Genomic DNA, 14,365 nt, shown 5'->3' with positions numbered 1-14,365 from the left:
TCCGAAGGAGCATTTCAGGCCGGGGCCCCCTGCCCCCGCAGCTCGTGGACGTAGACGACGTTCGCGGGAAGCTTGGAGGTCGCGAGGTCGATCAGGTGCCGGTGATGCGTGAAGAAGAGGACCTGCGTCCGCTGCGAGAGCTTCGCCATGACCCGCAAGGCGGCGAGGGATCGGCCGTCGTCGAAGTTGACGAGGATGTCGTCGGCGACGAAGGGCATGGGCGGGTTGTGGTCGAGGTGGTGCTCGAGGCTCGCGAGCTTGAGCGCGAGGTAGAGTTGGTCGCAGGTCCCCTCGCTCATCCCCTCGACCCCGAGGGTGGAGCCGTCGGGGCGCTGGCCGACGAGCAAGGGCTCATCCTTCTCGTTGAGGATCGTCCGCAGGCCCGAGAAAGAGCCGAGCGTGAGGTCGACGAAGTAATCACCCGCTCGCCGCAGGATCGGCCCTTGGTTCTTCTCGCGATAGCGCTCGATCGCCTCGCGGAGCACGGCCGACGCGAGCCGGAGCCGGGCGTACTCGCCGGACTTGGACTCGATGAAGGCGAGGAGGCCTTGAGCACGATTGGCCGCCTCGTGGGCGCGGGCGTCGCGTGAGGTCTCCTCCATCGCGTCGAGCTCGGCCTTGATGCCGCCGAGTCTGTGGTTGGCCTTCTCCAGCTCCTCGATCTTGAGCCGGATCTCGGTTTCGAAGCGGGCGAGTCCGGCGTCGAGCGCGTCGGGGTCGGCCGCCTGGGCCTCGGCGATGAACTCGTCGATCGAGGCCCCCGCCGCGGCCTTGCGGATGCGCGACTCGATCGCCTTGTGTTCCTCCTCGGCGGCCTGGCGGAGCTGCGAGCGTTGCTCGGCCTCGGGAAGTTCGGCGAGGTCCTCGCACCCCGCCTCGCGGGCGAGCGAGTCCAGGCGATCCGCCGCCTCCTTTGCCGAGGCTTCCGCCTTCTTCGCCTCCGCCTTTCGACGCTCCCGGCGTTTCTCCAGGTCCTCCCGACGCGCCTGCGACTGCCGGGCCTCGTCGAGCCGCTCCTTGAGCCGCTCGACGGCCGGGATCCAGCCGAGGTCCGCCAGCTCGGGGTCGATCCGGGGCAGCAGGTCGCGGACGTCCTGCTCGAGCTGCTTCGCGTCGGCCTCGAACGCCTCGATCCGTCGCTGATGGGAGGCGGCCTTATCGAGCCCGTCGAAGAGGCTTGTCATGTGGTCGAGCACGGCCCCGACGGCGTCGGTCCCCGCATCCTCGGCCATCCCCAGCGCGGAGACGGCCCGCGCCCAGGAGACGCGCCAGGCGTCGAGACGACGGCGGGCCTCGCCGTCCTGCGTGCGGGCCTCCGCGATGTGTTCCTCGGCCTCGTCCCGCTCCCCCTGGAGCTTCTCTCGCTTGATGGCCAGGGCCTTCGAGCGCTCGACGGCCAACTCGGCGCGGGCGATGAGGGCGTCGAGTGTCTCCGACTTGGCTCCCGGTTCGTCGAGCAAGGCGGAAAGCCCGGAGCGGATCGAGTCCACCTTCGCGGCGAGGTCGTCGAGGCGGGCGTCGGCCTCGCGTGAGGCTTCGACGGCCTCGGCAAACTTGGCATGCTCGAGCCGCCAGGAGAGCATCTCGCGGGGGGTGGCGGCCTCCAGCTCCAGGGGTTCCCAGAGGGCCTGCCATCGCTTGGCCTCGAGCTCAGAGCGGGCCTCTGCCGCGGCCAGGTCGTTGCGGAGGGCTTCGAGCTTCGGGCCGGCAATCCGGCGGTCGGCGGTCAGTCCTGCCTTCTCGGCGACGCGGTCGGCCTCGCGGCGGAGGCGGTCGGAGGTGCGGTCGACCTCGGTGAGGCCGTCCTCGAACCGCGCGGCGAGGTCCAGGTCCTTCTCCCGCTCGAGGTCGAACCCCTCGCCGAGCCAGCGGCTCCGGATCCGCCGCCAGTCCAGGTCGCGTCGGGCGCGGGCGGCCTCGAGGTCGGCCTCGGTGGGCAACTCGCGCTCGAGCTCCAGCCGTTCGAGCTTGCGGTCGATCTCGGCCAGTGCCGCCTCGGATTCCTCGATCCGCCGCCTGAGGTCGTCGACGGCCCTCGCCGCCTCCTCGATGGCCTTCTGCGAGGCGAGGATGGTGGCCTCGGAGGGTATGGCCTCTTCGAGGGCCTTTTCGCGGGATCCGGGCTTCGGCTGGAGCCGCTTCCAGGCGAGGTCCCCCGCGCGTTTGCGTCGGGCCTGCTCGGCCTTCGCCTCGGCGAGCCTGGCGTCGAGCCCGCCGTCGCGTCTCGCCGACTTGACGGCCAGGTTCAGGGCCTCGACGTCGGCCGGGGCTTCCAGGGCATCAAGGCTCGCGGCGACCTTCGCCTGCCGGGTCGCGAGGCGGTTGATCTCCTTCGCGGAGCGGTCGCAGGCCTCGACCAAAGCACGCGACTCATTCGCCAGCTCGCGGAGTTCCTGACGCTGGGGGATCGTGAGGCGGAGACGCTCGACCTCGCCGATCCCCTCGCTCCGGCCGAGGTCGCGCAGGGTGGTCTTCGCGGTCGCCTCCAGCGTGCTCCGCTCGATCCGGAGCCGGGCGATCTCGACTTCTTCCTTAACGTGCGCACCGAGCCGCCTTTGCAGGCCTTCGATGAGGGTGGCCTCGGCCAGGATCGGGCCGGGGAGCGAAAGCTCTTGCAGGTCCCTGGCGATCTCGGCGAGTTCCTCGTGGATGGCGGTTTTGGAACGCTCGGCCGTGCGGAGTTCGTCCTCGACCTTGCGGCGCTCCTCTGCGAACCCTTCGCGGAGCCTGGGGGCGTCGCTGAGGGTCGCGAGGCTCGTCGCCAGCTCTCCGCGACGCCCCACGTCGGCGAGGACCTGGGCGATCCGCTCGTGCTTCGACTTCTTGCGCCTCAGCTCGTCCAGGTCGGCGGCGATCTGGTCGCGGTCGGTCAGGGCCTTCTCGCGCTCGAGCCGTTTCTCGTGCCAGACATCGCTGCGGATCGAGGCCTGCTCGATCGCCTTGCGCTCCTCGGATAAGTCGCGCAGGGCCTTGTTCAAGGCGGGATTCTTGGCGGTCGCGCGGGCGTTGAACAACTCGGCGTGCTGCTCCTCGAGCGACTTGCGGAGCTTGCTCAGGCGCACGAGGTCGGAGCCGCCGCCGAAGAGGAGCTGGCCCACGAGGCCGCCGCCGCTCGAGACCGCCCTGCCCCCCGCGACGAGCTCATCATGGTTGAGGCTGAAGAGGCTCTCGAACCGGCCTTGATCCACGCCGCCGAGGAAGTTCTCGAGCGAGGCGTCGTCGATCGACTTCGAGTCGTCGGGCGTGCGGAGGAGATCCCGGTTCCCCTTGCGCCTGAGGAACGAGAGCTCCAGGCCGTTCGGGTTCCGCAGAGTCCCGCCGACGCGCATGCTGGCATAGTCGCCGACGAGGAAGTGGTCGTTCGACCTCACAGGGATGCCGTAGAGCATCTGCCGGAGGGCACGCAGCGACGAGCTCTTACCGGCCTCATTGGGCCCGAAGACGATGTGCAGCCCCTCCTGCCCCTCGGCGAGGTCGAGGACTACATCCCGGAACGGGCCGAAGGCGCGGAGGTCGAGTTTGAGGATCTTCAACGGAAAAGGACCTTGCGCGGTTTGGGGCCGTCAGGAATTCAGGAGCCCGCGAATGATCATCGGCTCGACGTGGTCGAGCGCGTCGCGGAGTGCCGCGGGAGAGTCGAGGTCGAGCGGCTCGTCGCCCCGCCTCAGTTCGTCCGGCAGCTTGCGCCTGAGGTCGGCCAGTTCATTCGTGGCCATGCTGCGGAGGCGGTCGTCGTCCGACTTCAGCTCCTCGATGAGCTGGAGGAGCACGCCGATCGGGCCGTCCCCCATGTCGAAGCGCACCGGGCGGGTCGTCCGCAGTTTGAGCTTCTCGATCCAGATCGAGCCGCCCCCGATGTCGCGGGCGCGGTCGCGGATCTCGGCCTCGATGCGGCCCTGCTCGCCGGCGATCTCCTGGTGGGCGGGGCAGGAACCGCTGATCTCGACGCGGACGGCCAGGACGCGGTCCTCGGCCTCGTCGCGGAGCGCGGCGAGCCGGTTCGAGACGCGCTGGACGATGTCGTCGAGGTCGCGGGCCCCGTCGGCGTCGACCTTCGCCATCTCCCAGCGGAGGACGTCGAGCGGGCGATGCTCCCACTTCGAAGCCCGGCCCCCCTCGACCGTCACGAGCGTGCATCCTTTCGAGCCGAGCTCGCGGGCGTGACGGCCCTGGATGTTGCCCGAGAACATGATGGGCGGGTCGCTGTGCAGCACCTCGCGCTTGTGGATGTGGCCGAGGGCCCAGTACTGGTAGCCCCGGCGGACCATGTCGTCGATCGTGCAAGGGGCGTAGGTCTCATGCCCCTCGCGGCCGGTGGCGCAGGTGTGCAGGAGCCCGAGGTTGAAGAACCCCGGCTGGGCGTTTGGGTAGGTCTCGGCCAGGTTGCGGACCTCGGCCCTGGAGGCGAAGCCCTGGCCGTGGATGGCGACCCCTCGTTTGTCGTCGAGGATCGTTTCGGGCTTGTCGGTCGCCAGCATCTTGACGTTGTCCGGCATCTTGAGGTGCCGGCTGATCTGGCTCGCGGCGTCGTGGTTGCCGCGGATCATGAAGACGTCGATCCCCTCGTCGCGGAGCCTGGCCATCTGCTGGTTGAAGTAGAGCCCCGTACCGTGGTCGTGCCAGTCGCCGTCGTAGAGGTCGCCGGCGATCGCCAGGAACGAGACTTTTTCCTCCGTCGCCAGGTCCACGAGGTTCGCGAGCGCATCGCGGGTCGAGCGGCGGATCTCCGCCACCGGCGCCCCCTCGTAGCGGTCGAGCCCCTTCAGCGGGCTATCCAGGTGGATGTCGGCACAATGGATGAATTTGAACACGTCTTGTGCCGCTCCAATCGTCTGAGTCGCCTGAGTGATCGATCGTCCTTGCCGATCCGGGCCCGGTCTTCTGCTCGATTCTGCGAGCCCTCTGGACGGGCGTCAAGTTGACGGATGTACCCTTTCGGGTGTCTGGGGCTCGATTGTGACGGTCAGGCGGAGTTGCCGGGGCGCCTGGCCGCGAGTTTCTCGGCGATCCCCGAGTCGCGCCGGATCGACTTGGAGACCCCCTGGTTCAGCACGGCGTTGTCGCCGAGGATGACGACCGAGCCCTTACTACGGGTCAAGGCGGTGTAAAGGACCTCTCGCGTGTTGATCGGGAGGTCGCGTTCCGGGAGGACCAGGGCGACCTTGTCGAACTCGGACCCCTGCGACTTGTGCACGGTCATGGCGTAGGCGTGGCTGAGGACGGGGCGGAGCGTGTCGAGATGGAAGATGCCGAGGCCGTCGGGCCTGGGGAAGACCGCCATCGGACGCGCGGGGGAACGTTCGCTCATGTTCACGATCAGACCTTGATCGCCGTTGAAGATGCGTCGATGGTAGTCGTTGACAAGCATCATGACGGGCTCGCCCGCGACGAAGTCGGCCTCGAGGGGACGCCCCTGGCTGGCCAGGGTCTTGGCGTGTAAGAGGGCGTTGAGCCGGTCGGCCCCCGTGGGCAAGACTCGCGTCAGGCAGAGGATCCTGGCCCGCTCGAAGTGCTCGTGCAATCGGCGGATCTTCTCCTCATCGCCGGCCGACAACTCCCCCACGTCGATGCTGTACTCGTGCTCAGCCAGGCCTTTGAAACCGTCGAGAGCCTGGACCACATCGCGATGCCAGCGATCCAGGAACTCGTCGAGGACCGTCGATCCCGCCGGGATCTCGATCGCCTCGACCCCGCGGAACCGGATAGCGGCGACGGTCGCATGACTGATGATCGTCGCATCGGTTTCGCGACTTGAGCCGAGCGGCGCGGCCTCGCCCCGGTCGAACGTCTGGGCGACGGTCAGCACGTTGCGGCCGTCCTCGTCCTCGGCTCGCATCCGGTGGCTCTTGGTCAGGCGCACGCCCCTGGCGCCGAGGGGGGAGTTGGCGCCGTCGTCGGAGTCGCCGAGCAGGTCGCGGAGGACCGCCCCGGCCTCGACCGAGGGGAGCTGCCTGGCGTCGCCGAGCAGGAGGAACCGGCCGTCGTCGCGGGTCGAGCGCACGAGGCGTTCCATCAAGGAGAGGTCGATCATCGAGCTCTCGTCGACCACGACCACGCGCTCCGAGAGCCGGTGGTTCTCGTGGTGCTGGAACCGCCCGGTCCTCGCCGAGTAGCCGAGGAGCCGGTGGAGGGTCCTTGGTTCGGGGATGTCGAGCAACTCGCGGTCGAACTTCGAGGGTTCCGGGATCCCCTCGAGACCGGATCGGATCGCCTGGCCGAGGCGGTTCGCCGCCTTGCCCGTGGGCGCGGCCAGGGCGATCTCCTCGGGTAATACGCCGAGCCGCCGGAGCGCCCGCAGGATCGAGACGACGATGGTCGTCTTCCCCGTCCCCGGCCCGCCCGAGATCACCGCGACCGGATACCTCGCCGCCGTCTTGACCGCGATCAACTGGTCGACCGAGAGCACCACCGCGAACCCGTTGCGCTCGGCCGGATGCTCGAAGACATCGGCGACGGCCCTCGCCAGGGCCTCCTCATCCTCGACCATCGCGGTCGATTCGTCGAGCCTCTGGCCGAAGGCGGCGACGAACGAGTCTTCCAGGTATCGCATCTTCTGGAGATATAAGTACGGACCGTCCACGAGGAGCGGCTTGTACTCGCCGACCCCCCCCACGATCACGTCGGCCCGGCCGCTCTCGAGGATCGCCTCGGCCGACTCGACGAGCCGCCCGGCGATGCCTTCTCCATCGTCGGCATGGTCAGCTTCGGTTTCGCCCAGGAGCTGCGTGGCCATCTCGAGGCGGACCTTGCGGCCCGCCTCGCCGACGAGGGGCAGGCGCGTGCTCCCCTGCCTCATGTGGACGAGCGCCGAGAGGACGAGCATGACGAGGGCCCGGCGGTCTTCGAGGTTCAGGCCGGCCTGCCAGCGGGCGAGCTCCCAGGCGAGGAACGGGATCTCGTCGTCGAGGTTGTAGAGGGTCCGCACCCGCTCGCGGACCGGGGCCAGCCAGCGGAGGAGCTCCGCGTCGGGATCGCCCTGCGAGTGGCCGCGGGCGAGGGACGCGCGAGCGACGCCCAGCGGCGAGAGGTCGTTCCAGACGCTCATACGTCATCACTCGGGATTGGGTTTGCCGAACCGCTTGAGCTCCCGCTCGTAGCGCAGGATCTCGGACCAACTGGGGCGGTCGGAGTAGAGGCCGTTGCCCGCCGGGGCCCCGGGGCGGAAGCCCCGCAGGAAGATGTAGATGAGGCCGCCGAACCTGGCCTCATAATCGGCCTCGGCGTGGATCCCGAGCGCCTTGACGAGCGAGAGGGAGTAGAGCCGGGCCTGGAGCTCGTAATGGGAGCGTACGTGGGCCGAGACCCTCGCCGCGTCGTACGCCGGCAGGATATCACTTTTCCAGTCGGCGAAGTAGACGAGTCCCTCGTGCTCGACCACCAGATCGACGAACCCCTTGATGAACCCGCGCTCGATCACGAGCTTGCCCGGCCTCGACTCGGCCAGCGACGGGTGCGACTCCTCCGGGTACGGGAAGAGGAACTCCATCTCGCGCAGGACCCGCGGGCATCGCCCCAGGCCCGGGATGCAGCGGCCGTCGCCGAGGTCGACGTCGGCCGCGAGGGCGTGGTAGGCGATGACCTCGGCCGAGCGGCGGAACTTCGGGTCGATGACGTTGCGGACCAGGGCCTCGTCGATGACGGCGGAGACTTCCGGGATCGCCCCCCAGGCCTCGGGATACCTCGCCATCGCGAGCGTCTCGAGCGGGACCATCTCGAGGATCTCGTGGAGGAAAGTGCCTGAGGTCGTGCCGCCGGGGAGTTCCCCCTCGGCCTCCTCGCCGTCGATGGCCTCGGCCGCGCCGAAGTCGGGCTCGACGTGACGGCCGTCGTCGGCGATCGGCTCGGCTTCCGTCTCCCAGGATGTCTTCATCTGGGAATACGAGCCGATCGTGTAGCCGGCGTGCCTCGCCTTGAGCTGCTGATATTTGCCCCAGTCGCTGCGATCCTTGAGCAGGTCGACGGGGGGATGCCAGGCGAGCGGGTCGCGGTCGGTCTCGTCGTGGGCACCCCGGACCCGGGGGATCGGCTCGTCGCGGAAGGTCAGGCGGCGGAAGAGGCTTGGGTCGACGGACGAGTCGTGCCCCGCGGCGATCGAAGCGAGCCGGTCGTTCACCCGCTTGTAGCCGCCGAGCCAGCTCTGGCCCCAGAAGGCCTGCGGGATGAACGGGAGATAGAGCCGGGCCTTGGCCCGGGTGAGGGCGACGTAGTAGAGCCGCTGCAACTCCTGGTCGCGCTCGGCCTGGGCCAGGGTCTTGGCCTGGGCGTCGTCGCCGACGTAGAGGAACCGGCCGCCGCGGTCGTGGAACTCGTGCATGCCGTCGGACTTGTTCGCGGTGAGCCCGCCGTAGAGGAAGACGACGGCCGCCTCGAGCCCCTTGCTCTTGTGGATGCTCATGATCTGCACGGCGTCGCGGTCGCTCTCCAGGCGCTGGACGTTGCCGTCCTCGCCGGGGGGCATGCGGGTGCCGACGATGTACGAGTGCAGCGTGCCGAGCAAATCAAGCAGGCCGCAGCCGGTGCTCCTCGCGTCCTCGAGCAGGATCTCGAAGAGGTGCAGGAAGTTCGTCAGCGAGCGTTCCTCGTCGCGGAGGAAGAGGAGTCGTCGGATCAGGCCGCTCTCGTCGAGGATCCTCGAGAAGAGGCGCTCGAACCGCTTCGCCTCCGCCAGCTCCTTCCACGAGATCAGCCTGGCGACGAGCGGGTGCGACTCGGGCAGGTCGAGGCATTCGGGCAGGTTCTGCAATGGGACGTCGAAGAAGGGGCTGATCCAGGCCCGCCCCCGGCGCGAGTGATCCCCCGGCTCGGCGATGGCGGCGAGGAGGTCGCGGACGGCCAGGGCCTCGGGGGACTGGAAGAGCCCCTCCTGCTTGTAGAAGGCGAACGGCACCCCCGCCTCGCGCAGGGCCCGGGCGACGCGCAGGCCGTCCTGGTTGGTGCTGGCGAGGACGTAGATATCCCCCGCGCCGACCTGGTGAGCCTTCCCGTCCTTGCCGGTGATCAGCAGCCCCCGCTCGGGCGAGAGCAGGTCCCGGGCCTCGCGGGCGATCTTCCTCGCGAGCCCCCGGCGCAACTCGGGCAGGCCGAGCTTCTCCCCCTTCGGCTCGATCTCGAGGAGGTGGATCGGTGCATACGTCGATCCGTCTTCCTCCTCGATCTCCATCTTGAGCGCGCTGCCGACCGGCGTGTCGTAGCGGATCCGGCCGTCGAAGAAGGGGGTCGGCGACTTCTGGTCGAGGATCAGGTTATAAGCGTCGATCAACGCGGGGGCCGAGCGGAAGTTCTCCGCAAGGTGGACGGGATCGCTCCCCAATCTCTTGATTTCGTCGACGGCGTCGATATATGTGTCGATGTCGGCGCCGCGGAAGCCGTAGATCGCCTGCTTGGGGTCGCCGATGAGGTAGACCGGATTCTTGCCCTCGCTCTCGACGAAGACGCGGCGGAAGAAGGCCCATTGCAGCTCGTCGGTATCCTGGAACTCGTCGAGCAATGCGAACTTGAACCGCTTGCGGAGCGACCTCACCACCTCCTCGCTCCGAGGCCCCTCGATCGTCCGCACGACCGCCTGGAGGATGTCGTCGAACTCGTAGACCCCCAGGATCCGCTTCTGCCGGCCCAGCAAAATGCGGACGAACGGCAGGCAGCTCTGGACCATCGCCGCCTTGAACGGGACGAGCACCGCATTCAGCCGGCAGAGCGAGTCGCCGAGCGATCCGGGGGGGCCGATCGGCACCCCCTTCTCGATCAGCGTCAGGCTGATCTTGCGGATCGCCTCGTACGCGGCCGGCTCGAGCACCGCGCCCATCGTCCGCCCCCGCCTTGCAATCCCCCTCGCGAGTGCCGGCAGGAGCCGCTCGCGGATCGACTTGATCGTGCTGTGGTGGACCTTGGCCGCCTTGAGCGCCGCCGCGAACGGCTCGATCTCGTCGAGGATGTTGAGGGTGAAGAGGGCGTTGACGTCTACCTCGGTCTGGAGCTTCTCCAGCGAGAAGGGCGGCAGGATATGCCGCCTCGACGCGTGGCACTTGTAGAGCAGCTCGGCCAGGGATTCGGGCCCCGAGTATTCCTCAAGCCAGATCTCGAGCAACTGTGACGAGGTCTCCGACTTCTTCGCGAGCTGCCTCCGCAAGGCATCCAGGAAGGCCTTGCCGAAGAGGCCCTGGCCATCCTCGAGGGTTTCCTCAAAGAGTCGGCCGTCTTCGAAGGCGTGCTCGACGAGCATGCTGCCGAAGAAGCCGTGGATCGTGCCGATCGAGGCGCCGTCGAACCCGTAGAGGGCCCGCTCCAGCACGGCCCGCCGCTCCAGGTCGATCTCCCAGGCGTCGCCGTCGAAGAGGGGGAGCGGCTCGGGATCCGAGTCCTCGCGCGATTTCGCCAGGATCTGCGAGATCTTGCGCCGGATCCGCTGGCGGAGCTCGGTCGCCGCGCGCTCGGTGAAGGTCAGGACGAGGATCTCGTTGATCCCCACCTTCTCTTCGAGGAGTAATTCGATGACGAGATGTTCGATCGTGTACGTCTTGCCCGTCCCGGCGGAGGCCTCGATCACGACGGGCAGGTCGCGGCGGATCTGGGCGAGGATCTCGGGCTTGGAGTGGCGTGACCGGGTCATTTGTCGAGCCCCCCGCTGTCCCGGAAGAGTCCGAAGCGCCGCTCGATCAGCCGAGCGGCCTCATCCTCGGGGGGTGGCTCGTACATGGCGAAGTTGGGGACGGGGCCGTATCGGCTCCGGCAAGGGGCGCGGTCGTCCTCCTTCATCTGCTCGACGCTCGCGGCAACCGGGATCGCCTTGTCGCTCAGGGCGGCGAAGACGGCCTCGACCGGGAGCAAGTACGCGTGCGTACCGCCGATGAGGTCGGCGACGACGTCGGAGAGGAACCCGCGGGCCTTGGCCTCGTCGATCGGGCGGAACGTGCGCTGGGTCGCCGCGGGGTTGCCGAGGTCGGGCGTCGGGATGACGTGGGCGTGGTGCTCGGTCGGACGCCCGCGATCGGGCAGGAGGCTCAACACGACCGCGTCCAGGAACCCGCCGAGGAAGTCGCGCTCGGCGACGTTGTCGCGCGTCAGGAGGGTCAACGAGCCGGGCCAGCGTCGCGAGACCATCTCGGTGCTGCCGTGCAGCTCGACGCGGACGGTCGCCTCCTCCCCCTTCCCCTGATCTCGCCGCACGGGGACGTTGAGGATGATCGGGCGCTCGAGCCGGGAGACCTGCTCGTGCTCCCCCGCGCGGCCGAAGCGGTAGATCTCGAACGGGAGCCGCTCGGCCAGCCCCCGGTTCAGGGCCGACCGCTGCCATTCCATCAGGCAGGCGAGGTGCCGACGCTGCTCGACCTCGCGGAAGATCCCGACGGGCGTCTGCCCCTGGCGCAAGAGGGCCTCGGCCCTCGGCTCATACGCCTTGAGGATCGCCTTCAGGTCGACCCGGTCGAGCCGGTGGTTGAGGAGGTCGAAGAAGACGTCCCGCAGGAGCCCGGTCTCGGCGAACGTCTGCGTGGAGAAGTGCTCATCCTCCTTCGCGGTCAGGTCCTCCCGGTCGTCCTCGCGGAGCCTGAGCATCAGCCTCGCCCACCCCTGGAGGGGGCATTCGAGGAACCGGCGGATCTCGCGGAGCGAGAGCGAGATCTTGTCGGGCAGGCCCGTGCGCCCCGAGGCCGACTCCAGCGGGCAGAGGCCCAGCCAGTGGACGAGCCTCGGGTCGAGGTGCCGGAGCGCCTCGACGGGGAGCCTCGGATCCTTGCCGACGAACTGCAAATAGGCGTCGCGGAGCTGCCTCGCCCTGGCCTCGTTCCGCGCGGACCTCGCCACGTTGAGGAACGTCGGCTTGGGCCGGCCCCCCGAGAAGTATTCCTCGGCGTAGCGGCGGAGCGGGTGTCCCTTGATCCAGACCCGGGCGGGTTCGCTGGAACGCCCTCGGTCCAGGTGGCCGAGCAATTCGTGGATCACGGGCGAGGGCTCCAGCGGTTCCCCCGTCTGCGAGTCGCGCGAGACGTACGTGAGGTAGAGCCGATCCCTGGTCGAGGAGATCGCCTCGAGGAAGAGGAACTTGTCGCGCTCCCGAGGGCTGACGGCCCCGAGCGGCTGGCCGCTGCTGACGTCGAGCGGGTCGGGCCCCTCCGAGGTCGGGAACAGCCCTTCCCCCATCCCGCAGATGAACAGGACCCGGAACGGCAGCCCCCGGAGCGCGGCGAGCGAAGAGACGACCACCCCCTCGGCCAGATACTGCCCCCGCGAGCCTTTCAGCTCCCCGATCGACTCGCGGAGGGTCTCATACACGAACCGATAGGGGACGAGCCGGCCTGGGACGTCGAACTTCCTCAGGGCGTGAATCTCCCCCAGGCAGAGGGAGAAGGCCCTTTGCTCGGCCGTTGAGTCGGCGGCGAAGTAGGTCGCGGCCATCCGGCTCAGCGCGGTCGCCCAGTCGGCGTAAGAGAGCCTCGCCTCGCGGAGGAAGCGGGCGTCGGCGATCAGGGAACGCACGAGCGCGAGCAGTCGAGCCGAGTCAGCCAGGGCCTCGGTCGGCTCGTCGTGGGGGACGTATTCGGAGGTGCCCAGGGTGAAGACCTCGGTCTCGGAGCCCCTCGGCCCCGACATGAAGGCACCCAGGACGAGGCGTTTCAGCCCCTGCTCCCAGTGGAAGAGGTCGCGGTCGATGTAGGTGTCGGCGTGGTCCGATTCGTCGCCGCCGTGGACGATCGCCAGGGCCTCGCACCAGTCGGCCCAGCGGGTGGTGTCGGCCTCGGGGAAGCGGGCCTGGAGCGCGGGATGGGTCAGGATCTTGAGCATCTCCGGGCGCGTGAAGGTGCCGAACGGCAGGGCCAGGAGCGATTGCAGGGCCTCGACGATCCGGCACTCTCCGGAGAGGGGCAGCTCGGTCATCGCGTAGGGGATGCTGTGCATCTCCTCGAACGCCGCGCGGAGGTGGGCCTGGTAGACCGACTCGTTCCTCGTGTCGGCGAAGGCCACCGCCATGTCGCGGAACTTGAGCCGCTCGGTTGGGGCGATCCCGCGCCTGTCGTCCTCGCCGATGAGCCGCCAGATCTCGTTGGCGATGATCTCGAGCTCGCGCCGGATCCCCGGGCAGGCGAGGATCAAGAGCGAGTCGTCGGGGTTCGCCGGCTTGTCGGCCGGGACCTGCTGCGTGAGGATCTCGTTCTGGATCCGGGAGAGCACCGTCGTCTTCGTCGCCAGGGCCAGGCCGGGGCGGAAGTTGGCGACGTCGACCTGGTTCAGGAGCGCGAAGAAATCTCGCCCCGGCTTGCCCCACTGGCGGACGATCTGCGGGACCCCCGGATCCTGCTCGTGGACCAGCTCGCGGCCCCAGAGGTCCTGGGCGTTGCGATCCCCCTTCTTTTTGGCGGCCTTCCCCCCGGCCCGGGTTAGCTCGAGGTCGCGCAGGAACGGGGCGGACGGTGTCAAGGCGTAGACGTGGATCGTCGCCGAGGGGCTCAGGGCCTGCAGGAGTTCCTTCATCCCCGGCCAGGGGTAGGCGAACCCGAAGACGTGCAGTTCCGACGGGATCGAGGCGGGTGCCTCGGCCCCGAGGATCGCGTAGAGCTCATACGGCAGGACCCAGCGCGCCTCGTTGCGGGTCCAGGGGAGGTCGATCGGGCCATCGGGACGGACCAGGCGAGCCCAGAGGGCCCGCTGCCAGACGTCGTCCTCGCGAGCCGGTTCGGCCTCGGTCTCGGTCTCGGGGGCGACCACGACCTCGACCTCGGAATTCGGGGTCGTCGGTTCGGACCAGGCGCGAAGGACCTCGGGGCGGAGGTCGCCGTACTGCCGGGCGAGCTGGGCCAGGCGCGTGGCGAGCTGGAACCGGCGGAGGTTGCGGGCGTCGACGTTCTCCTCGGCGGCGTCGAGGTAGCGTTGCACCGGCTCGGGGAGGCTCGAGGCGGGCGAATCCTCATCGAGGACGTCGAGGAAGAAGGCGCGGAGTTGGTCGCGGTCGAGGAGCCGGGTCGGTGGATAGCCCCGCGGCAGGAGCGTCTCGAGGAGCGTCTCGATCGGGCGGAAGACGAGCCCCGAGGCGATCCCCGCCTCGCGCGCGACCTGGAACCGGAGGTAGGCCTCGATGGACGCATCGGGGACGACGATCGGGGGCATGGCGAAGAGTCGCGCCCGGGGATCATCGTCCGCCGCGAGGTTCTCGATCAGCCGCCCTGCGAGTCGCTCGATGTGATTCGCGTACCAGACCTGGATCATCTTGGATCATACCGTCGCCGTCGGGATCGCTCCGTGATCCCGGCCCCTTCCCCATGCATGTCGCCCTGGAGTCATCCCGCCAGGCCGGAACGTCCCGGCTGGCGTGCGGAATCCCTCGACGACGAATCTGGAGATTCGTTCACTGCTATACGGCGGACCCCATCTTAGC

The 14,365-nt window shown here is 68.8% G+C and carries 5 protein-coding genes; all 5 read right to left on the bottom strand.

Going from position 1 to position 14,365, the window contains the following annotated elements; genetic code table 11:
* Positions 1-14: 14 nt before the first annotated feature.
* Complete coding sequence (locus ACOYYX_RS34350; protein WP_422927167.1) at positions 15-3,533, bottom strand: AAA family ATPase; 3,519 nt, start codon at positions 3,531-3,533, stop codon at positions 15-17.
* A gap of 30 nt (positions 3,534-3,563) precedes the next feature.
* On the bottom strand, positions 3,564-4,811 hold the full coding sequence (locus tag ACOYYX_RS34345; RefSeq protein WP_422927166.1) for a metallophosphoesterase family protein: 1,248 nt from the start codon (positions 4,809-4,811) through the stop codon (positions 3,564-3,566).
* A 152-nt stretch (positions 4,812-4,963) separates the two neighbouring features.
* Complete coding sequence (gene recD, locus ACOYYX_RS34340; protein ID WP_422927165.1) at positions 4,964-7,045, bottom strand: exodeoxyribonuclease V subunit alpha; 2,082 nt, start codon at positions 7,043-7,045, stop codon at positions 4,964-4,966.
* Between the two features lie 6 nt (positions 7,046-7,051).
* Entirely contained in the window at positions 7,052-10,606 is a 3,555-nt protein-coding gene (locus ACOYYX_RS34335) for a UvrD-helicase domain-containing protein (RefSeq protein WP_422927164.1), read from the bottom strand.
* The gene (locus ACOYYX_RS34330; protein WP_422927163.1) at positions 10,603-14,196 is read right to left on the bottom strand and encodes an exodeoxyribonuclease V subunit gamma; all 3,594 of its coding nucleotides are present in this window, start codon (positions 14,194-14,196) and stop codon (positions 10,603-10,605) included. Before ACOYYX_RS34330 ends, ACOYYX_RS34335 begins: the two co-directional genes overlap by 4 nt.
* Positions 14,197-14,365 lie beyond the last annotated feature (169 nt).

The organism is Singulisphaera chitinilytica (assembly GCF_049331405.1).
Lineage (GTDB): Bacteria > Planctomycetota > Planctomycetia > Isosphaerales > Isosphaeraceae > PoT.
Note: the sequence above shows the minus strand (reverse complement) of the source record. Positions and strands in the feature narration are given on the sequence as shown.